General features: G+C 45.2%; 16 protein-coding genes and 1 tRNA gene. 10 read left to right on the top strand and 7 right to left on the bottom strand.

Annotated elements, in window-relative coordinates; translation table 11 throughout:
• Positions 1 to 159: 159 nt before the first annotated feature.
• The 3 genes from EV12_RS13520 to EV12_RS00175 all read left to right on the top strand — a co-directional run bounded on the left by EV12_RS13520 (position 160) and on the right by EV12_RS00175 (position 2,185).
• Positions 160 to 342 (top strand): hypothetical protein, encoded by a 183-nt coding sequence (locus tag EV12_RS13520; protein ID WP_152562333.1) that lies wholly within the window; start codon positions 160 to 162, stop codon positions 340 to 342.
• A gap of 76 nt (positions 343 to 418) precedes the next feature.
• A complete protein-coding gene (locus tag EV12_RS00190; protein WP_036910606.1) occupies positions 419 to 652 on the top strand; it encodes a hypothetical protein in 234 nt (77 codons plus the stop codon).
• Positions 653 to 1,642: 990 nt separating this feature from the next.
• The gene (locus EV12_RS00175) at positions 1,643 to 2,185 is read left to right on the top strand and encodes a Sema domain-containing protein (protein WP_241466996.1); all 543 of its coding nucleotides are present in this window, start codon (positions 1,643 to 1,645) and stop codon (positions 2,183 to 2,185) included.
• A gap of 602 nt (positions 2,186 to 2,787) precedes the next feature.
• Here EV12_RS00175 and EV12_RS00170 read toward each other — a convergent pair.
• A complete protein-coding gene (locus EV12_RS00170; RefSeq protein ID WP_036910601.1) occupies positions 2,788 to 4,374 on the bottom strand; it encodes a bifunctional aspartate transaminase/aspartate 4-decarboxylase in 1,587 nt (528 codons plus the stop codon).
• Positions 4,375 to 5,551: 1,177 nt separating this feature from the next.
• On the opposite strand from EV12_RS00170, the gene EV12_RS00160 reads away from it, so the two are divergent.
• Entirely contained in the window at positions 5,552 to 5,791 is a 240-nt protein-coding gene (locus EV12_RS00160) for a hypothetical protein (protein WP_036910597.1), read from the top strand.
• Between the two features lie 200 nt (positions 5,792 to 5,991).
• Here the strand turns inward: EV12_RS00160 and EV12_RS13515 are convergent, their stop codons facing one another.
• The gene (locus EV12_RS13515; RefSeq protein ID WP_152562334.1) at positions 5,992 to 6,174 is read right to left on the bottom strand and encodes a hypothetical protein; all 183 of its coding nucleotides are present in this window, start codon (positions 6,172 to 6,174) and stop codon (positions 5,992 to 5,994) included.
• A 1,148-nt stretch (positions 6,175 to 7,322) separates the two neighbouring features.
• Here EV12_RS13515 and EV12_RS00150 point away from each other — a divergent pair.
• The gene (locus tag EV12_RS00150; protein ID WP_036910593.1) at positions 7,323 to 7,925 is read left to right on the top strand and encodes a hypothetical protein; all 603 of its coding nucleotides are present in this window, start codon (positions 7,323 to 7,325) and stop codon (positions 7,923 to 7,925) included.
• Between the two features lie 750 nt (positions 7,926 to 8,675).
• On the opposite strand, the gene EV12_RS00145 is transcribed toward EV12_RS00150, so the two are convergent.
• Complete coding sequence (locus EV12_RS00145; RefSeq protein WP_036910591.1) at positions 8,676 to 9,938, bottom strand: MFS transporter; 1,263 nt, start codon at positions 9,936 to 9,938, stop codon at positions 8,676 to 8,678.
• A 1,201-nt stretch (positions 9,939 to 11,139) separates the two neighbouring features.
• Here EV12_RS00145 and EV12_RS00140 point away from each other — a divergent pair.
• A complete protein-coding gene (locus EV12_RS00140; RefSeq protein ID WP_011825668.1) occupies positions 11,140 to 11,418 on the top strand; it encodes a hypothetical protein in 279 nt (92 codons plus the stop codon).
• A 471-nt stretch (positions 11,419 to 11,889) separates the two neighbouring features.
• Here EV12_RS00140 and EV12_RS00135 read toward each other — a convergent pair whose 3' ends face one another.
• Together EV12_RS00135 and EV12_RS00125 are read right to left on the bottom strand one after the other, a co-directional pair.
• Positions 11,890 to 12,942, bottom strand: a complete 1,053-nt coding sequence (locus tag EV12_RS00135) for a chlorophyll a/b binding light-harvesting protein (RefSeq protein WP_036910588.1) — start codon at positions 12,940 to 12,942, stop codon at positions 11,890 to 11,892.
• A gap of 3,245 nt (positions 12,943 to 16,187) precedes the next feature.
• The gene (locus tag EV12_RS00125) at positions 16,188 to 16,400 is read right to left on the bottom strand and encodes a hypothetical protein (RefSeq protein WP_036910584.1); all 213 of its coding nucleotides are present in this window, start codon (positions 16,398 to 16,400) and stop codon (positions 16,188 to 16,190) included.
• Positions 16,401 to 16,514: 114 nt separating this feature from the next.
• Between EV12_RS00125 and EV12_RS00120 the strand changes: the two genes are divergently transcribed.
• The gene (locus tag EV12_RS00120; protein ID WP_011825659.1) at positions 16,515 to 16,775 is read left to right on the top strand and encodes a hypothetical protein; all 261 of its coding nucleotides are present in this window, start codon (positions 16,515 to 16,517) and stop codon (positions 16,773 to 16,775) included.
• A 674-nt stretch (positions 16,776 to 17,449) separates the two neighbouring features.
• On the opposite strand, the gene EV12_RS00110 is transcribed toward EV12_RS00120, so the two are convergent.
• Positions 17,450 to 17,647 carry a hypothetical protein gene (locus tag EV12_RS00110; protein WP_036910578.1) on the bottom strand — a complete coding sequence of 66 codons (198 nt, stop codon included), beginning with the start codon at positions 17,645 to 17,647 and terminating at the stop codon, positions 17,450 to 17,452.
• Between the two features lie 192 nt (positions 17,648 to 17,839).
• Positions 17,840 to 17,911: transfer RNA gene (locus EV12_RS00105), tRNA-Lys, on the bottom strand.
• 225 nt (positions 17,912 to 18,136) lie between these two features.
• Here EV12_RS00105 and EV12_RS00100 point away from each other — a divergent pair.
• From EV12_RS00100 to crtH, 3 genes are all read left to right on the top strand, one after another.
• Positions 18,137 to 18,253 (top strand): photosystem II protein Y, encoded by a 117-nt coding sequence (locus EV12_RS00100; RefSeq protein ID WP_036910576.1) that lies wholly within the window; start codon positions 18,137 to 18,139, stop codon positions 18,251 to 18,253.
• Between the two features lie 74 nt (positions 18,254 to 18,327).
• Complete coding sequence (gene trmFO / locus EV12_RS00095; RefSeq protein WP_036910573.1) at positions 18,328 to 19,731, top strand: FADH(2)-oxidizing methylenetetrahydrofolate--tRNA-(uracil(54)-C(5))-methyltransferase TrmFO; 1,404 nt, start codon at positions 18,328 to 18,330, stop codon at positions 19,729 to 19,731.
• Positions 19,732 to 19,863: 132 nt separating this feature from the next.
• Complete coding sequence (gene crtH, locus EV12_RS00090; protein ID WP_036910571.1) at positions 19,864 to 21,426, top strand: carotenoid isomerase; 1,563 nt, start codon at positions 19,864 to 19,866, stop codon at positions 21,424 to 21,426.
• Positions 21,427 to 21,448: the final 22 nt, after the last annotated feature.

Genomic DNA, 21,448 nt, shown 5'->3' with positions numbered 1-21,448 from the left:
TAAAGCAGTTGCAAGCATTGGATCCACTGCTGCGACTTCACTGCACTCCCATATAAGTCTTCCGTGAAACTCCACAGGCAAGGTTCTTCGACGCATATGTGCAAGCCTCAAACCTTACTGATGTTGTGAAGCCTCGAAGTTGAGCAGCTTCACATCCTGATGAGCCTGAATTTGAGCAGTATTGAGCAGTACTGCTTACATCACCACCAAACAGATCACAACCTGGTCATAGGAGGGCGGCACAAGCTCACTCTGCTCATCACCCTTGTGGTCGCTAGAGCACCAGAGGGTGCATCATCAAGACCAGCAATGGGAGCTCTGTCATTACCCGTCTGCAACTAGCAGCGAATGATCTTGCAGCATTCTTCACTGCACCAAGAAAACTGAATACAATGTGCTCTAGGAAGCGACTAGATCGATGAGCCGTCGCCGTCCAACATTTCTCGATCGATTCATGCATCAGTGGCGACGCGTTCGACGGCATGAGTTGACTCGTACCCTGCGTCACATGCATTACCAACAAAAGCGAGCTGCTTACGTAATGACCTATGTGGAGAAATCCTTGAGCTCACTAGATCGAGCAGAGGGCAAAATTCAAGCCGATCAGCAGGACTCCCTAGCGGATCAGGACTACTTCGACGAATGGTCCTAACCAAGTTGTTAAAGGAGTGATGGAGAAACTAAGCCGCAGAGAAAATGACTTTAGCTATTTATCTAAACAAAAACATTAAAAAGCAACAACCTGCCCTAGGCATCATTGCATTACTACAATGAAAAAAGAGAATGATATCTTAGAGAGTTAATCTCAAAGAAGACATATGAAAACGTCTAATGAAGATCAACGATCAACTGAATGATACCATCCAACGGTGTCTTCATTAGGCCTACCCTCAAAAGGATCGACCTTGACAGGAAGGCCAATGGGAAAAGGCTTATTTACTCAGCTCAGAATAAATTCTTTTATGCCATCTTACCAAGAGCCTTCCAAAGGTATGCAGAAAAAATACCAATCTCAGCCGACAAGCTCAAGAACTTGTTCTTAAGTCTAAATTCATAGAAATAACAACAGAGCCATAGCATTTAAGAAGGTGATTGATCGCAGATAGAAAGCTGCTCATAGGCTACATTTTTCTGCATCTGATCTTCCAATGTGCTCAAGGCTGCCTTAATTGCTTCTAATTCACGCTCCATACGTTCACGTCATTAGAGCAATACCCCAAGGCGTTTTTTCAAATCCAGATGACGAATCTCACGGTAGTCAGCTTTAAGGGAATAGTTTGTTGAATAACAACCTGATTTTCTTGGTTTTAGTTCATTATCTGAGCTTTGGATTGCCATTGCTTAACTCCAACCGTTTTAAGCGGGGGCCCACAAAGTAGGCCCCTAAAGCCATACAGGACCGACCTCTCCATCCATCACCCTGCCCTTGGCTCTAATTAAGTTTTAGTCAGTAGCAAAACGAACGTCATGAGTGGATGCGCTGGAGTGTTTACACCCCCCCAGGCACCACCGATGGTGTTTTGGCGGGCTGGACGGGTTATAAAAAAGCATGCGCTCAAAGCCGACTAAGGCAGATTCAACACATCCATGGCTAAAGCACCCGACCAGATGAGGACGATAGGGGCATAGCGATAGGAACGTGTTGCCGAGCACACCCATAATGCAAAGGCCTGGAACTAACCATTTGCGCCTCATTCAAGGGATTTTTAGCAGACCTAAAAAAGTCGTCGCCCTGCAACGGATCGACCTTTCACGCAATGCTGACCCAATTCAGTCTTTGCAAGCTCGACTAGAGAGCCTCGAGCGGCAAATCGGCGAAACCAGCCGAGCACTCATTCAAGCTCAAGCGGTCAGTGTGCGCTCAATGTTCTCTGGCTCCTCAGATTTCTTGGGGGGTGTGCAGAAAAAGATCGTTGAATCATCAGCTCGCAACTCAGTCTCCTGGCATCAGACCCGTCTGCTGGAAATGACTCAGGAGCGGAGGGAGCTACAGGATCAGCTGGATCGACTGACCGGGCAAGTATGGCCGAAAAGGGTGCGTCGCTGGTTACTTTGGGCTGGAATCGGAGCCGCTCTGATTGTTGCCTGCACTATTTTCATAATGGGGCTTTTCACCGCTCTGTATTTATTACCAATCTGGGGAACACTGTTGTTGGTATTGTTCTTATTCCAAAGGAAGCGGTGATGAAGCTGTAAAGCATACACAAATAGAAGAATATTAGCTCTGAACAGATTGAGATCTCGCCGATTTAGATCATCAAGACTTGATAAGTTCATCTTAGCAGGATCTATAACTGACAAGTCGTCCTCTTCTCAGATATTAGAGAACACTCCGAAAGCTTGCTCCCTATAGATGTCGAACTGATGTTTGCTTGCATCCAAGCGTTTACGATGAGGTGAGGGCGGGGAGGGATCTGATTAGCGCCAAACCACAGTAACAATATTCCAAAAGCTAGCTCTAAAAGAGCACAAAGATGATCTAAGACTACTTAGCTCAAGATTAATCGATAGCTAGAGCATATCAACAAGTCCAGGACTACTCTGATAGGTCAGCCAAACTCAAAGAGCTCTGCAATGAAGGCCCAATGCGAAGGCAATAGTACTAATTATAAATTCTCTACAAGCATGATTCCATTAGCCTGTTAGGTAAGCATTCATTTAAGTCAGTTCGTGGCAGGGAAGGCAACAAAACATCTGCAGTAGACAATAAAATATCAGCAAGGCGGTAATTCAAGATAATTAAATAGCAAAAGATAGAATAGTTTTGAGTAAAAGCTTCGTCACCTTTCAGAGTGATGACTTCCACCGATCGTGGTAGTTGCTTAAAAGATCTCCAATACTCATTCCAATATTCACATAGTCTTGATCTGGTAGATTTGCCAACGATATTCTAATAGTCATTGTTGGCGCATCGAATCCACCTCCATCCATCAGAACAATACCCTTCTCCTCAGCTAAGCGCCATATAAAATCAATCGGTTCGTGATTCTCTACGATCCATTTTGAGAAATCACTACCATATCGTTCAGAAGCAAGACGAGGAACATCAATCGTGGTGTAATAATGTGCATTATGAGGTATATCAGGGCTCGAAATACCTAAAGCTGAATACAAGTCATGAAATCTTTTAGTTACAATATCCTGTGTACTCTGCTTGTAATTACCCTCTGTATCCACTAGGCAAGAAAGAGACAGCAATGTCATAAAGACCTGCTGTGGGGTTGATAGTCCGGCAGTATGGTGAAGTGCTACGGTACGACTATCGGAAACCATACGATCAATAAATTTTGCCTCTTTGGGGTCTAGAAATACTTTGTGATAACGATCCGAGAGAGCTTGCTGATCAGGCCTAGGAAGTGCTGAAATTGCCGTATCGAAGATATTGTTTTGAGCAAGTCCTATAACTCCTAACCGCCAACCAGTAGCGCCAAAATATTTAGAATAGGAATAGACGAGAATCGTATTAGTAGGGGCAACAGTTGCTAAGGATTGAAACCCATTGACAAAGGTACCGTAAACATCATCAGTCAAAATGATAAGATCGGCACGTCGAGTGGCAATCATCTTGTGGATAGCTTTTAATGATTCCGGGTGTATAGCAACTGAAGTTGGATTAGAAGGATTTACCACAAAAAAAGCTTTTATATCAGGGTCAGCGAGTTTTTCAATCTGCTGGGGTGAATACTGCCAGCCACGATCTTGCTCCTGCATAAGCTCTATTTCAACAAGCTCGAAGTCGTTCAGAAGCGGAATCTCCATATACGGAGAGAAGATCGGTGTTCCCAATGCGATCTTGTCTCCTTTGGTCAAAAGCTTATTCTCAATCAAACTATTAAAGACATAACTCATCGCAGCCGTGCCACCTTCGGTAGCGAAGAGGTCAAATGCCTCAATAGAAGGCTTACCACTCCCCATCTCCATTACGAGGTAGTCACGCACGATCTGTTCACTACAACGAAGCATCCGATCAGGAACGGGGTAATGATCACCCAGAATTCCATCGACCATCTCAAGTAAAAAATCAGCCGGGTCAATATCCATCTCGTCCTGCACAAGCGCAAGACTTTTCTTAAGCAGAGAAATCCCTGGTTCTAGGGAGCGTTTAACGAGAAAATCATCAAATCGAGAAGCGATCCCAACACCATTCGGGATGGTTCCAATCCCGGGTCGAATCAGATGTCGTTCTGACTCCGCTAAGGCAAAATGACCTAGCTGAAAAAAAGCGTATCTAGGTTCTAAGGCGACCCAATTTGGATTGCCTCGTCCAGCATTAAGCATCCTCTTTTCGTTTCTAGAAGAGGCCAGTTCAATTAACTTGTTCTTGAGCTCAAAAGGGCTGAGGCCTTCGTAGAGTTTTTCATCCTGACTGGTCACGTGCTAATCCAGGGATAGATACATTCAGATTAATAGCTTCCATGATCAAAGGGCTGGCCAAATTACTGGCATAGTCACCTTAATAACGAATGAGGCTATCGAAAGTGTTCATTCCATACTGGAAACAGGCAGACTTACCATCAAAAAAGATTTCGTATCCTTAGAGAGGTCCCCTAGAAATTAGTCGAGACAAATACAAAGGTGGGCCTTGAATACTCGTTGTAATTAAACTGAAAAGTATTGCCCCCCTTGAAACAGCAGTGGGGACAATCAGAAAGATAATAAATTTACTTTATTGATATGATTTACTATGTAGCAAAAACTAATAACAATGAATAGATGATTGAATATAAAGGGACTATACGTATAGCATTGAATGCGAAGCGAGTTTCTGCATGCATACATTCTCGAACAACAAATAAGACTAGAATGTTATAATGGCGAATCTCAAGAGAATCGCATTGTGAAAATCTCAAGGGATCAACCTTGGCGTGTTTGGGCATTTGTCATTGGTCTGAACTTAGTTGGATTTATTGGCTGGTATTTGATACAGGGGTATGATCTACATCAATAACCAACACAAGCCCCGTAGCGATAGCAGATGCGAAGGATTGAAGGCTTGAGAGAAAGTAGATGAGCAGGACACCAAGGCTGTTTCATCCACTGGGCCAGAAACCTCTAAATCACAATTTCTGCAGTTGATAGGGCCGTCTGTTATCGAAAAAAGAAGCTCAGTAATTCTGTGGTAGAGACAATCAAATCATCATCCCAAAAACAATGGCGTATCGTTATGGTTGCTAACTCCGCGAAGACAAAAATACTTATCTCTAATCGAGATAGTTGAAGGGACTAACTGGGCTAACAAGACTGACACCTCTAGAGAAGGTAAACTTAACCTAGAGTTTATTGGAGGAAACAGATTGCTGATACTATCTACACAAAGCTGCGTCGACTTATAACCAACAGCCCAATACTTTTGGCATTATATACAAAAATCACGCAGACAGAAGCAGGAATAGGCAAGCTGTTCCTAGCAAGTATCGAGTTGCAAATTTATCATTTGACTAACAAAGGTAGTGTTGATTGGATTAATATCAAAAACTAACATCAGCTCAACCAATTCACCATCATCTGTGCCAATATCATCCTTGTACTTAAGACACATATCAGAGCAAACATGAAAGTCGGTTTCGTTACCATTATTGTTCTCGCCGCTGGGGTGATGCTTTTTTTATTTTTCACTAGTTACCGTTCAGCCTTTGAAGCAGACCAAGCCTGCCACTTCATGAAATGGGAATCCTACAAGGAAAGCCTTGAATTTGGCTGTGATCATGACATAGAAACGAACCAATGGATCCTCTATCAAGAGGGTTCTAACCATCAACCAGCAAAAGTAGTTAAACGCTTCCGCTATTAACAAGAGCGTTAAGATTTTAAGGATTAATATTTTACTAAAAAGCTTAACATTATAGATTCAACTTCATCAAGGAGCCTCAAAAGAACTCTAGGGATGATGAGCTAGTAATTGATAATGATTGACACAATTGCAGGCATGAATAAGGACTACAAGTGAAAGACATTAACCTTTCTTAAGAGCTAACTATTGAAATTTAACTCTTAGCGCTCCATCAAACAACTCAACAGTTCCTCTGGGTTCAGGTCGGTATTCCAAACCACGCTCATGCCGTCTTCCCTGATATAAACCCCGTTGTGACGACAAACACCATCGCCACCATAGTGGTAACCGATAGCACATACATAATGGTCATGATGATGTTTTACGGCTGCGGATATCAGCAATCAGACGAAAACAAATGTTTTAGCCAAGGCAGATGTCAGGAGTTTGATCATTTCCATTCGTTGTCCAAAAAGGTTGGCGATGCAACTGTTCAGAGGGATGGTAATATTGTCAAAAGAATACTAGAATTATAGAAATTAACTGCTGACACTTTGAAAATTAGATGGTTATTGATCCCTCGGATATCAGATAACCATGAAACAGTTAAATCATTGTCATGATGCTAAACGAAGCGGAATTACTACTAGCATCTGTATACAAGTCTACTCTGAAACAATCAGGTTATCGATGGTCGGGGAGATTAACCTTCAAAACCTGACCAGCTCTGCACCCATCAAGCAGACTAGAAGCAACTGATATTCGAAATCTCGGTAAGATTCATTTGTTGTAGTTATGTGATGGCAATTTTTCAAACCATCAACAAGGAAGATCACCGATGACTCTTCACTCATTGGAGCTAAAGACATCTTCGGGAACAGCGTGCCTGCACAAACCAGTCGAGAAAGACGGATTGAAGATTTGGTCATGAGGCCCCTAAATACATTCGGTTTATAATTGATATGTGAATGCATTAACGGAGTAATCGGCGATCCAGTATCACCAGCGCAATTGGGAATACTGGACGATTGTATGTTCCAAATCAGACTGGTGGCCCCCTAGCTAGGATGGGAGAGATCCAGTTCTATAAAATAGCGAAAACGTCGGGCATCGAACTAAAGGTGATGTACTACGGCGCGTTTCTTGCTATAAGCATGATCACTCCGGACCAGCATTAGCGAAAGATCGAGATGAGGGCACCCATCCATTTCTACCAGATGCATTCTGGAATCACAGAAATAATGACGGTCACCGACAAAGGGAGAACAAGGATACCTTGGAGATCATTTCAATAATGCGCCTATTCGTTCAGGTTGACTTCGGAGTTGATACGCAACAATCAGCAAGTATCATTGATCTAAAGCTTACATTATCAGGTGCATCTGTGAAGCAAAATCGTAAGGATTTTAGGTCTTGACAAAAGAACTGGGTGGCAATGAAAAGACTCAGATCCTTATGTCTTACAATTAAAGAAATCCAGATTTTTTCCTGAATAGACAAAATGACGTTCAAAGCGACTACTCACAAAGGTTGAAATAAGCTAAAAGGAAGCATGACCAAAGAAACAACCCCGGACTTTTTCGAAGACCGACGACGCCTGGCGATGGAGCTCCGCGATGCCTTGGAGAGCCTGCGCTCTTTATTTGTCGCGGCTGTCTCACTGGTGATCACCATTGCAGGATGGAGGCCACGATCAGAAGCGTCTAAATCAACGACTAGCAACGATTACCAGATCCCTCAAATGCAAGCAATTCCTGCCTCTTCATATCCAATCCACACCTCTCAATCGAGTCATGACTCACAGCCAAGATCTAACTCGCAAACAAAACTCAAATCAGATCTAATCCCTACCTCGCAACCGCGATTTGACTGGAAGGCAATTGAGGCTTCCCCAAAATTCGTCCAGCCAGAGCGTCGAAAAGTCAACAACCGTGAAATTGCCAAAGATCTCGCCTACACAGTGATGGCGGCAATCAGCACGATCGCCCTAGTCGTTGGTGTCTCAAGGCTTGAGCCGATTGCTGAAAGGCTTGAGCCGATCGCTCGTTGGGCTAAATCACAGAATGAATGTATTGAATCTACTTCCAATAGTGATGGAATGAATAAAGCTAATCTTCCGATAAAAGTGATGAGTTGTAATGGTGGCCACGAATAAATGTGAAATCAACTATCTATCTGTACAGAATAAGCATTCCTCAATAGAAAGGCTAAAACTACAATAAACTACTTACAGATTGATTAGGCAAAGCAATGCACTACGCCCAAATCGAGACTCATACCAGAGAGAGTCCAGATCAGCCATTGGTTATCAACTAAATTTAAATTCAAGGTCTCCTTTTGAATCAGTTTAGCTAAAAAGCTTGATTATTATATCTACAAGAGAAGCCTTCATGAGGTGACCATATAAACGGAAACTATCCATTAATTGTTTTGAATCTCAGCATTTATTTCTGAGGTTTTAAGATTGGAATAGATTATATGCAGGCTAAATGAGGAAGACTATGAGAATCTCACTATTAATAAAAGCAAGCAATGGAAAGAGTATTATCTCTGGACATCATGTGCGCATCCATCTCCCTCATACAAATCACTGTCGTAATATCCATTTCTAGTTCCAAAATAAAGCGTTATCAATACAAATGGGAGAGAAACCCATAGAAGCACTGTTGACAAGTCCATGGCGTTAACGAATGGCTGGTTCCGTATCAGACGATATTAAACGAATCCGAGCTGTGGTGCCTAATACTTATAACGCAACAAATTGCTCTTATGGCAAGCCCTCCTTCCGCGTACTGTCAGCAATAGAACACAAACAAACAATTTGAGGGTATCTCCTCAGGTTAATGATGGGCTAGTAAATAACCTTAATTGGGGAATAGAGATGCTTGATTTCATTTTCCTATCTTCAAGACAGGCATGAAAGTCTCGTCTCTCTAACCCAAAAGATACTTGTTAATAAAGTGATCGAAGCACTGCCCGCTACCCAGTAAGCAGGACTAATTGGATTTCCACTTCCCTGAATCAACCAGGTCGCTATTAAGGGTGTTGTGCCACCAAAAATTCCCATAGAAGTGTTGTAGGCAAAGGCCAGGCCGGTACATCGAACCGACTTAGGCATTAGCTCCACATTCGCGACATTTAATCCTCCGGAAAGAGTTGCGAGTGCAATCACAAATCCAAGCTGCCCGAAGAAAATTCGTAAAGGATCAGTGGTGTGAATCAATTGAAAAAATGGAATCGAGCCAAACATCAACATGCCACCACCAGCGACCAACAAGGGCTTACGTCCAATGCGGTCTGAAAGCCAAGCGGTTAATGGATAAAGTATTAAAAGTATTGCCATAGAAACTGTATTTATATTCAGAGCTATTCGTTCGGGCACCATATCTATTTCCTTGACGTAACTCACAACATACACAAAAGCTGCATAGAAGCCAACACCGCCACCAATATTAAGCAAGAACAAGCGTAATACCTGCATACGGTATTGTCCGAAAACCTGTTGTACTGGGTCTATGGCCTCTTCAGTACATACATCAGTGACAAGACCACGTCGTATTAAAAGTCCTATTAATGCGACAAGTGAACCGAGTGCAAAAGGCACTCTCCAACCCCAGATGTCTAGCTGTTGAGGGTCAAGAATATTGGCAAGCAAACTGGCTATGGCAGAAGCCAAGAGGATTCCCAATACTGCTCCCCATAGACCCCAAATAGCAAAGAAGCCTCGTCGTTGATCAGGGGCATTCTCAACGAGATAAACAATTGATGTTGTGTACTCGCCGCCGACTGATAATCCTTGGATAATACGCAACAAAACGATTATAATCGGAGCTGCTATGCCAATCCTGCTGTAGTTGGGCATACAGGCCATCAGCACTGTTGGAATAGCCATCGCCAGCAAGGTAAGGATAAGCGCCTGTTTTCGTCCCAGCAAATCAGCAATACGTCCGAACAAAAGCCCTCCGAAAGGACGAACTAGAAAGCCGACAGCAAACGCTCCGAAAGCAGCAATTAGAGAGACTGAAGGATTACTAGAGGGAAAGAACTGTTGCCCAATAACGCTGGCAAAGTATCCATACAAAGCGAAGTCATACCATTCGATCACGTTGCCAACGAGACCAGCGAGTATCACACGTAAGTTTGATGTCTCTTGGGCCTTTACGGTCATGCCAAAGAACCAAAGCAATGCTGTGTCAAGGTGAATCTCTAGTCATTAATAAGCAAGTAATTCTGATCTAAGACTCAATCATAAATGGTGCAATTGAGATTCAAAAGACAGCAAAGGTGCTGCCCATAAGTCGCTACAAAAAAATCGTTCAATGTACTCTTCGTATCCTACTTAAACATATCCGCAAGCGCTGACGTCTCTTAACTCTGTGTTCAAATCATAATTCAATCATTGATGACAACCAAAGCTCTAAAAAGGTAAAGACCTGAAATTGATCAGAAAAAAGTTTTTTGGTATCAATGTTCATTTTCGTTGATCCAATCAAGGGAATGATGTGATTTTCACACACCAAATCCTCAAAGGAATGTATTGCTATATATTGAGATAGTGTTGATTCATGAACTGCTTGAGATAGTTCTGTATCTAACTTTCAGAACAGTTCTGTGTGCTCTCATGATGCAGTAAAGCTATAAGAGCTCCTTCTACATCGCGAGAGAATCAAATTTTCTCAACTTGTCAAAATGAATTGAAGAGTTCGATCTCAATGGATGTGTTCCAAGAAACCTTAGAAGAATGAAAAAGAAATCGGGCAGAGAAAGGCTCTACCCGATCAGCAATTTATGTTCAGGCGTCTGCTGGATCGTTAACGGCCAACCAGAAGAAGAAAGCAAAACCAAGAATGCCAAGGACTCCAAGGATCGCAGCTGAAGGAATCATTTGAATTAGAATGCAAAGCCGGTTAATTATACACTATAAAATCCACCCTTAAGCAGCATTTCTACCATATTTTGAAATCTGTTTGGTTCCATAAGCCCTAAACGCTTAAGGCATTAGGTGAGATGCGCATAATCGATTGGTTGTAAGTAGTGAGGCAGGAAGCCTTCTCGGTCAATCTAAAAAAAATAATACCCAAAATGAACCCTGCCTCGCTAGCTCATTCTCTGTCAAAAGTCCCCATCGAAAAAAAATGCGCTCACAGAGCTGCGATCAAAAAACAATCCAAATCATCTAGAAAAGCACATGCCATGGCATTGCTTATAAACAGCGCCTCACCAACCTGCTAGCAAGATTAATCTGATAAATTTAGGCCTGCAGATGGAGCATCACAAGCAATGAAGAGTAACTTCAACTTTGCAATCAGATAATTCTAATTCGCCCAAGAAATGCTAGAACTATATGGTCTTCGCTCAACCCTGGAATTATGGGACGAAATGTAGGTGATCCAATTGACCCACTCGACGGTGCTCCCAAGTGGATGCAGCGGTGGCTGGCTCCACCTATTATTTGGTGGCGTGGTGTAGAGGATCAACAAGTTGGTGCCATTCATGCACTTTTGCTTGGTGGGCCTGCTTTATTTGTAATGGTCCTTTGGTTCTTTGGCGTAAATGCTGATCCCAATGGCATTGGATCCGTTGCAAGTTGCCCGGCAGAATGGAAATGCCTAGGGCTAGGCTGGCTTTTAAATTTCAGTGGTGCCTGATACCAAGAGAATCCACGATAAGCCCTAATGAATTTAAAATTCAAATAGGTCCAATAAAACCCTGGAGTAAGTCCAGGGTTTTTTTTGGCAAAAAATTATCAAGCCATCTCTCCACAAGGAAATAAAGTTACGCCCACACCAATAAGAAGAAGAGGCAAGGTAGATCAAGCCATAATCAATAAAACGAGTCCAATCCTATATTCATGCCGATATCTGACAGAACCCGTTTGAAAATGCTTTTTCTTAGATGTGTTCTTTTTAGCTTGAGAGTATAGCGATTCATAAAACTGGGTCTGGCAAAACCATAGCTAGTATTTCTTTGCGACCATTTAGTTCTGCTCTTGATAGATAGCTGAGATCAGCTTAAAGAAATCTGCAAAGACGTAGAAAGGAGTATTCAATCAGACTATTTTTAAACAAAAAAAAACCTGCACATTACGTGCAGGGTTTAATTGAATTACTGAGAACAGATCAGTTCAGAGTAATTGTTGCACTGTCGGCATTGCCGATTGCATTGGAAACTCTCTTGAAATCAAATCCTAGAGCTCTGAGGGAATGCCACAGATGACCTTGGATATAGAAGAATCCCAAGTAGTAGTGGATGTTGGTCAGCCAAGCACGTGATGTGTAGGTTCCTTCAGGAAGATTTGCAGTGTCAACCCAATAAGGGGAGATACTGAACTTAAGATCAAGAACTTCACCGAAGAAGGTATCTGGATAAATGGTTGTATTTGTTGCACACCAGAAAGCAGCAACAAGAGCCATCCAACCTACACCTGCAAGGCACCAAGACAACTGAGCTTCAGCGCTAAGGATGCCTTTTCCTTTAAATGTGGTGTATTCACCAGCTTGCTTGGTAACAATGTGCCAAAGGCCACCTGTCATCATGAACAATGCGAGGAAGGCATGGCCACCCATCACATCTTCCAAGCTATTAATTGAAAGGAAATTGAACTGAGCATTCCAGACCATCGCAATGTTGAGGTTTGGAACAACAGTGCGTACTACACCTTCTGCATTGTCGTAAAGACCATAGTACTTAGCCCATTCAACAAATTGAACGTTGCCAAGGCCTAAAAGGAATAGGTGATGACCAAGGATGAAAGTCAGCTTGTCGGGATCATCCCACTTAAAGTCAAACTTTCTAGCCCACTTAACTCCCATTTGACCAATGTCTCCATTGAATAGGAGGGAGTGCATCAGTCCGCCTGCGGCATAAACCATGGATAGAACCAGGTGCAGGACTGCCGTCACAACAATTGGGTATGTATCGGTTATGACGCCACCATCACCAACTCCTATTCCAAGAGTTGCCAGATGAGGGAGGGCAACCAAAGGCTGATGGCCCATGGGGATTGAGGGGTCATAACGGGAAAGTTCAAACAAGGTGAACGATCCTGCCCAGAAGGCCATCAAACCTGTGTGGGCAATATGCGCTGCCAGGAATTTTCCTGATCGATTTACTGTTCCAGCATTTCCTGCCCACCACCCATAGGTGGGGTTAGGATTTCCATAAGTTTGCACGAGAACGGAGCAAGAGAAACGCCAGCAGCATTATGAACCTTTACTAAGGGATTCACCTAGAAGCTGTAACAACACTCCACTTCAGCGATTCAATGGCGTAAAATACCTAGGCATTTATACTAAAATAATCGATTTTTTAGGTATAATTGCTTATTATCGGTCAATTTACTGGCACACTCTGTTACCAAGCAGGGGCAAGTCTTGCTAATGGCCACATATCGCACAATCCACTCAGAAAGCCTGCCATGGTTCAGGCAAGACCAAGTCCTGAGGAATGAGGTCTTGCAGGTCGAGAAAACAAGGTGCGTGTTTTGCTAGAGATTCAGTTCATACCTTTTGCAGAGGTGCCAAACACTCGCTGGAAATCGATTCCCCAATCGTTTGAGAATCAGCTTTTGTCATCAGTCACTTTCTATGCGTGTCTTGACAACGCTATAAAGAAACATCTGATCTGATTCCGAAAAAATCCACTAGTGGCACTTCAATAACCTGTTGAATACAGCCAAGCTAATGAGCCTCAAAGAGTTCATGGTGGATCTTTCGCTAAATAAAGATAAAAACAATTCATCCGCTTTCAGCTCATCAAGGAAAACCCCTTCAGATTCTGAGATGGACAATTCCAGCTCATCAGCTAAGATCAATATAAAATCGATCTTGCCATAGTGACTTACTAGTAAGAGGACTCAAGTTACAAAGTTGTCTGCATAGTTGTGAAGGGGTAAATCTCTTGGATAGCAAGGGGAAAGCCAAAGGGATCCATTCAGGTCCTTTGCTTGGATGTTTCTTTTAAAAATAATCAAGTCAATAAACATGATCAGAAAACCAATATTAGTCCCTATTCCAATAGGGACTCTCACTAGGCAAAGACAAGAAAAAGTGTATGAATTATTTATTCTCAACACTCACCTTATTTCACCAAGCAAGGTTATTTTTCACCTTTGGTGAGGAGAGTTATCAATGCGCCAAACAACCAACTTGAAGTAAGGATAGCAAGCACAACTGCGGCAATAGTCAGGGTGCTTGGTCCACCCGCTTCGTTCAATAAGTGCATTTCATTTAAGCTCCGGTCGATTTCGAATGGCTTTGCTCAACATGACAGCAATAAACGGAATGTGAATTGCATACTTCTGCAATTTATTCTCTCCTCCAGACTTACTACTTCCCCAGTGGCTACGCGATCAATGATTTCCTTGACCCGATTAAGGGTAACTGTAGTAAGCGAGCGAACAGCCATTGCTTTAATGAGGTGTACACCACTACACAAATCTCGCCACAAATCCCCTAAATCGCAACCAAGTCTCAACAAAAAGATGGGCTCAGAAGCACCAAGACTCGCTTACGGGCTAGCAATGAATCACGGAACCAGATCCGCATCCACTTGAAACTAACCAAACACGATGCTGATAAAATCAATCTGAGGGGCTCATAAGAGATCTCTCAACGTAAGCTAAGCCTCCTCAACAGACCAAAGCGCAATTAGGCCAAGAATCAGCCCTACTCCTTTGCGGTAAAGAGCACAGTTCAAACAACTCTCAGGACAAAGATTCACGAATGCATTGTCCGAATTTCTCCCACTGAAGATCGGTCATGTTGTCGGTGCCAAATGGGATGCCAATTTGCTTTGAACAAAGAACTCTGCGCGACTCTGCATTAGCGTTCATCTGTTGGGGATATTGGTCCTGAATGCATATTCCCATGGCCATCAAAAGGCATGTGATGGCGAGCTTTGATTTCATCTTTTGGATAGAGTGAGGGCTCTATGCCCGGTGTCTACCAGCCTGGTTTCATTAAGTAGAAGAAGCCTTGCTTCCTCTCACTCATCTGCGTGATCTTGCTCACATGATGGGTTCAACAAGAAGCATGCAAGGTCTCCCCTTTGAGAGATCTTTTGAAAACCCCTTCTCAAGGCAAATTATCTCCTGCAAAAGCTTTGCTCTTTGATCATGATTAGAATACCAAAAAACATGAGGAGTCATTTACTTTTAGTGGAATTTGTAAACCTTTGAGGCATTGCTACGAAGACTTCAGATCTCTAGCAGTCAAGCGCATCATTCTTCTACCACTCCTGCTTAAAATTATTTTCACCTATACGCTGATATTGATCTTGCATGGATTAGCAAAATCCGCAGAGAAACTACTCGCGGAGCAAACTATTTGAGTATCTCTCTCGAAATTATTTTCAGGTAGTTCCATTAATCCAATAAGTCTCAATGATCAGTTAAACAACACACCGGAGGCACGTATCGCAAAGATCCTTTTGAACTGAAGAACCAAAGCTATCGGGAGCGAAGGAGCAACACAGTATTTGATCATTGAGTCTTCAAACTAGAGATGGATACACCAACAGCCATAAGCATGGATTTATCAGCAGGAGATAAGGGAGCAGTAGTGGTTCTGCAATCCGCAGCAATGGCCCCTGGAAAGCTCACTCTGACTGTCAGTCATTAGGGTATTTGAGATAGCACTGAAAGCAAGTTCACAATTTATCTTGAGCCGGCTCATAATCTTTCATGTCAAGAAAGAGAAGCTTTCTTAAGGTGGGTCCTGCTCAGCACCTGCCAACCAGCCAGTTCTCGCCTTTGCCTATCAAGCAGCCTAGAAGTCTGCTAATTATTGATTTCCGACATGCTATTTAGTACTTTAGCGAGCCAAGCCAAAGCCAACAAGATCAACTGCTAAAAACCTCACCGCTAACCTCAATATATGGCAGGCGCTTAAATCTTTAATCGTCAATTGTTATATTTTTCCACAGCTTAAATCATTACGCAAAGATCAACGCAGAAAAAGTTTATTCAAGGAACTAATTATGCCAAATCTAAGGGCAAAAGCCATACAGATAAAGCGTATGCAAGACCTTGAAATCTATTGAAATTTCAGGCTATTCCCAGTTGCAAGTAATCTTCTCAGTCCCGCCCTTAGACGGTTCTTTCTAATGTATGAATCACTGCTAATGCAGAACATAAATCTACGTTGCACTCCCTAGAGCTTCTGATTTGCTGTCAGCGCCAGATTTTTCCTTGTTTGACAATGACTACAGAAAACCCAACCCCATAAACTGGAATAATGGCCACACAAGCCCCTGGAACCATTGGATCACCTTGGGGCATCATTCTCACAGCAAAGAGATGCAAATAAGGCTCAACAAATCAATCAGATCTATCGAAGTGGATCCAGACTCAAAGCTGAGCACAGTTCCGCATAACTCATGCCTATAACAGTGAGGATTGACAAGAAACAGCTATAGGTCATTTGGCTGACTCTTTCGCCTTGGATTTTCTAGCCGACTTGCTTTCTAACAGTTCCAGTAGAGCTTCCAACTGGGCCATAGCAGCTCGAACATCACCAGGCTCAGGGAGCACTGTTTCTTCAAGCACCCCTGCATGCATTACCCGCAAGGCCTTGCGGAGGCCCTGAAGCTTGGCCTTGACCTCTTCACGTTTCTCACTCGCTGTAGACATCGAAAAGCTCTGTTTCGATAAGACCTATGCACTTTGTCGGAAAGTGTGTCATCTAACACTCATGAGCACAAATACGCAACAGAGTGCATTTGTCCACTAGAACCGAGAACTGGATTGAAAAACGAGCTCCACCATGGGTCGGTAAAAGGCGAAAGAAGCTATTCCCTGGGCTATGACGTTGAAATAGCCATTGACCCCGACAAGCCAATCAAAGAAGAAGTGGCAAGAACCTTCGAAGAGGCGACGCAACTCAAGCCAGTCCTCATCGAAAATCCACTCGTAGCAATCGACGCATCAAGCTGGAGCTGGGTCGTCGAAGATGACGAAGACAGTGACGAATTCCTAGTGGTCTTCAAGAAAGTCGCTCAGGAGTGACTAGGCACGCACGGTTTTTGCAAGCTGATCAAAACAATCTCAACAAAACCACCATCACACCGTTCAAACACAAAAGGGCCAAAACTTTTTGGCCCTAGACCCTTGGTGTCATTGAGATGGGTCGTCTGCGATTCGAACGCAAAGCCAGCCGGTTTAAAAAGCCGGATGAAAACCCTGAGATGCACTGCTACAACTAAAGAGTATTACAAAACTTACACGTCCATTTACACGAAGCGATCCCCTGCCCATCAACCAAAGGGGTTTATCCCGTTGCCTTAGGTATTCCGAAGCTGCTTAAGCCAGGTATTTGAACCTATCAAAATTTTGGGGCTTGGGATATGGCACTCAATCCCGGGGAGCTAAAGACCAGAGTGGATGTGAGTAAGAGCCGAGAACTGGATCAACAAACGGGGCAAGGATGATCGAAAAAATCAAATGACTCAACTCCCAGGACTATGACGTTGAAATAGCCATTGACCCCGACAAGCCAGTCAAAGCAGAAGTGGCAAGAACCTTCGAAGATGCGACTCAACTGATCCAGTCCTCATCGAGAATCCACGAGTAGCTCTCGACGCATAAAGCAAAGCTGTAGCTAGGTCATCGAAGATGACGAAGACAGTGGCGAATTCCTAGTGGTCTTTGAAAATTCTCTCAGGAATGTCAGGTCATGAGTTTTACTTCTTCGACTTCTTCGCTGACTTGGGTTCAAGTACTTCAAGCAGCTCTTCCAATTTGGTCATCGAGTCACGCACCTCGCCGGGTTCGGGCATCGTGCTTTCCTCCATCACTTTCAAATGGATCTCCCGCAATTCCTTGCGCAGGATCTGGAGCTTGCTTTTGATGTCCTCACGTTTTTCAGCGGCTGTCGCCATTGTTCCTTTTGATACGACTTTGCCCCTCAAGCTAAGGGTTGATTCTTCCTATCCCCTGCCTAAGTCCATATCGCAATGCGCGATATGAGCCGATTCCCAACGAAGCCCTCCGAAGTCTTTGATGGCTCTTCAGGGCAAGAAAAAGCAAGTCAGCAAGGGCATTTTCGCCGAAACTGACTGGCCTGACTGAAGTGGGTCGCCTGCGATTCGAACGCAGGACCAGTCGGTTAAAAGCCGAATGCTCTACCGCTGAGCTAGCGACCCGCCCTTTGGGCATGCCGTTCAGGCACGCATGAAAATTATCATGCAGCGTATCGAGCAAAAAAGACACCTTGGCAAAGTATCCATGCCGCCACCGCATCAACTGAAGATTAAGGACCTAAAGTGATTGATGAAAATTCGATCAGCTGCTGAGGCCAAGCATGCTTGGCCTTATGTAAGTCCGTAGAATCGGTTCTCTGCAAAATCCACTAAGCGATCAGCCCCCTCATGATTCTCATCGTTCTCCTCCCTATTTTACTTGCCGCCACCTGGGCCTTTATCAACATCCGCGGTGCTGCTTTAAGGCAACAGGGCTTGGGGCTAGTCAGCAAAAACAAAGGCTAAAAATCCCCAATGGCCATCCCCAATGGCCACTGCCTAGGCTCGAGTTCAGGCCAAATGCCGAATGACCTGAACTCTTGAGTTCCCTCCCTACTGTGCTTGTCATAGGAGCCGGTCTGGCTGGTTCGGAAGCTGCTTGGCAAATAGCACAAGCAGGCGTGCCTGTCAGGCTGATAGAGATGCGGCCGATCAAGCACTCACCGGCTCACTACAGCAGCGAATTCGCAGAGCTGGTCTGCAGTAATAGCTTTGGCGCTCTGAGTAGCGATCGTGCTGCCGGCCTACTCAAGGAAGAGCTACGCCGTCTGGGCTCAATCGTGATCCGCACCGCCGACAGCCACGCCGTACCTGCTGGTGGTGCACTAGCTGTCAATAGGGCCTCATTTAGTGCATCGCTTACCAAAGAACTCTCTGCCCATCCACTAATCACGATCGAGCGCCACGAGCAGGAACACCTTCCAGGTGAAGGACAAATCACTGTGCTGGCAACGGGTCCTCTGACCAGTGAATTGCTTGCAGAAAACCTACGCACCTTCACCGGCCGTAGCGAATGCCACTTCTTTGATGCCGCCAGTCCAATTGTCGAAGGCGAAAGTATCGATCTCACGCTGGCATTTCGGGCAAGCCGCTACGACAAAGGTGACGCTGACTACATGAATTGCCCGATGGACAAAGGGCAATACCTTGCCTTTCGGGAGGCACTGCTCAATGCTGAGCAAGCCGAACTCAAAGAGTTCGATAAGGAATCTGCCAAGTTTTTCGAGGGCTGCCTACCAATCGAAGAGCTTGCTCGCCGCGGCGAAGACACAATGCGCTACGGCCCACTCAAACCAATCGGACTCTGGGATCCCCGTTGGGGCGATCTCAATGATCGAGACGTGCGTCGCTCCAAGCGGGCTTATGCAGTTGTGCAACTGCGCAAAGAAGATCACGAGGGTCGTCTCTGGAATCTGGTGGGCTTTCAGACCAATCTCAAATGGAGCGAACAAAAGCGAGTCCTAAAAATGATTCCAGGCCTGCACCAGGCTGAATTCGTGCGTTTTGGGGTCATGCACCGCAATACCTTTCTCGAAGCCCCGCAGCTACTTGAACCAACCCTGCAGTTCAGCAAACGATCCAACCTCCTCGCTGCTGGACAGATCACCGGCACAGAGGGTTATACCGCTGCAGTAGCTGGAGGCTGGCTTGCTGGAAACAATGCAGCGAGATTGGCAATGGGCCTCAACACCATTACGCTTCCTTCCACAACAATGATCGGTGCCCTTACACACTTTGTGAGCGACAGCGACTGCTTTAGGGGCCGCAAAGGTGAGTTCCAGCCGATGCCCGCAAATTTCGGCCTTCTTCCAGAACTTGCAGAGCGAATCCACGCTAAACGCGCACGCTACGGTGCCTACCGCGATAGGGCGCTCACGATGCTTGAGGAAGCCCAGCAAGAATGGGGCACGAGTAAGGCCCCTATCCAGATAGGGAGTTCATAATCGTCTCAAGCAGAGCAAGCATCAAACTGATTCTTTAATCTCTCCAGGACAGCTGCCGCAAACTTCACAGTCAGAGTGGACGGGGTCAGAGTTGCATGCAAGCCCTTAGCGTCAAGCTGTTGAGACCATGCCATGGAACCTATCCGCATCGAAAAAGACGCAACACAGCCTTGGGATGCTGTGGTTATCGGTTCGGGCATCGGCGGCCTGGTCACCGCCAGTCAGCTGGCTGTCAAAGGTGCCAAGGTTCTTGTTCTGGAGAGCTACACAATCCCAGGTGGTAGTAGCGGCTCATTCCAGCGAGAGGGCTACACCTTTGATGTAGGTGCATCAATGATCTTCGGGTTCGGAGAGAAGGGATACACCAACCTGCTCACCCGAGCCTTGGCCGATGTGGGAGAGCACTGTGACACCTTGCCAGACCCCGCCCAACTCGCCTACCACCTTCCTGGAGGATTAGAGCTCGCAGTTGATCGGAAATACGAGCAGTTCATTGCTGATCTCACCGCACGCTTCCCACACGAAGCGAAGGGGATACGTCACTTTTACGACATCTGTTGGCAAGTGTTCAACTGCCTGGATGCAATGCCACTGCTATCGATCGAGGATCCTACTTATCTGGCCAAAGTTTTTTTCAAGTCCCCCCTGGCCTGTCTCGGTCTTGCGCGCTGGTTGCCCGTCAACGTGGGTGATGTAGCCAGGCGTCACATCAAAGACCCAGAACTGTTGCGGTTCATCGACATTGAATGCTTCTGCTGGTCAGTGATGCCGGCCGACCGCACACCGATGATCAATGCTGGCATGGTGTTTTCAGATCGCCATGCCGGTGGCATCAACTACCCCAGAGGAGGCGTTGGTGTGATAGCCCAAAAGCTCGTCAACGGCATGCAACGTCATGGTGGTGAGATCCGCTACAAGGCACGGGTCACACGAGTGGTGCTGAAAGATAATCGTGCTGTTGGTGTACAGCTAGCCAATGGAGAAATCATCCACGCCCGGAGGGTGATTTCCAACGCCACTCGCTGGGACACATTCAGCGGTGAGGGGTCCAAACAGGCCCTGGTGGATGCAGAACACACACCCGCAGCGGAGCAGACCTGGCGACGCCGCTATGTGCCCTCGCCATCCTTCCTCTCTCTTCACCTTGGGGTTCGTAACGAGGCCATTCCAGCCAACAGCCACTGCCACCATCTGCTCCTAGAAAGCTGGGATGAAATGGAGAGTGAACAGGGTGTCGCATTCGTCTCTATGCCCACTCTCCTGGATCCATCCCTGGCGCCAGAGGGGCATCACATCGTCCACGCCTTCACACCATCCTCAATGCAGGCATGGCAAGACCTAAGCCCTGCGACCTACAACAGCAAAAAGCAAGCTGATGCTGATCGTCTAATCAGGAAACTCGAAAAAATCCTGCCTGGCTTAAGTCAAGCCATCGTTCACCGAGAGGTGGGCACTCCTCGTAGCCATCGACGTTTCCTAGGACGATTTCAGGGTAGCTATGGGCCAATCCCCTCAAGTCGTTTACCAGGCCTTCTCACCATGCCCTTTAACCGCACTGGACTCAAAGGGCTTTATTGCGTCGGCGACTCTTGTTTCCCTGGCCAAGGCCTAAATGCAGTTGCTTTTAGTGGCTTTGCCTGCTCCCATCTCATCGGTGCCGATTTAGGGATCAACCCCTGGGCCCTGCCCAATTGAGCCATCTTCTAGAGATCTTCAT

The organism is Prochlorococcus sp. MIT 0701 (assembly GCF_000760295.1).
Lineage (GTDB): Bacteria > Cyanobacteriota > Cyanobacteriia > PCC-6307 > Cyanobiaceae > Prochlorococcus.
This window is presented reverse-complemented; position numbering and strand designations above follow the sequence as displayed.

What these genes read in the sequence shown, in the direction of transcription:
- EV12_RS13520 (WP_152562333.1), top strand. Translation starts at nt 160, where the DNA reads ATGAGCCTGAATTTGAGCAGTATTGAGCAGTACTGCTTACATCACCAC.
- EV12_RS00190 (WP_036910606.1), top strand. Translation starts at nt 419, where the DNA reads ATGAGCCGTCGCCGTCCAACATTTCTCGATCGATTCATGCATCAGTGG.
- EV12_RS00160 (WP_036910597.1), top strand. Translation starts at nt 5,552, where the DNA reads ATGAAAGTCGGTTTCGTTACCATTATTGTTCTCGCCGCTGGGGTGATG.
- EV12_RS00150 (WP_036910593.1), top strand. Translation starts at nt 7,323, where the DNA reads ATGACCAAAGAAACAACCCCGGACTTTTTCGAAGACCGACGACGCCTG.
- EV12_RS00145 (WP_036910591.1), bottom strand. Translation starts at nt 9,938, where the DNA reads ATGACCGTAAAGGCCCAAGAGACATCAAACTTACGTGTGATACTCGCT.
- EV12_RS00140 (WP_011825668.1), top strand. Translation starts at nt 11,140, where the DNA reads ATGGGACGAAATGTAGGTGATCCAATTGACCCACTCGACGGTGCTCCC.
- EV12_RS00125 (WP_036910584.1), bottom strand. Translation starts at nt 16,400, where the DNA reads ATGTCTACAGCGAGTGAGAAACGTGAAGAGGTCAAGGCCAAGCTTCAG.
- EV12_RS00110 (WP_036910578.1), bottom strand. Translation starts at nt 17,647, where the DNA reads ATGGCGACAGCCGCTGAAAAACGTGAGGACATCAAAAGCAAGCTCCAG.
- EV12_RS00100 (WP_036910576.1), top strand. Translation starts at nt 18,137, where the DNA reads ATGATTCTCATCGTTCTCCTCCCTATTTTACTTGCCGCCACCTGGGCC.
- crtH (WP_036910571.1), top strand. Translation starts at nt 19,864, where the DNA reads ATGGAACCTATCCGCATCGAAAAAGACGCAACACAGCCTTGGGATGCT.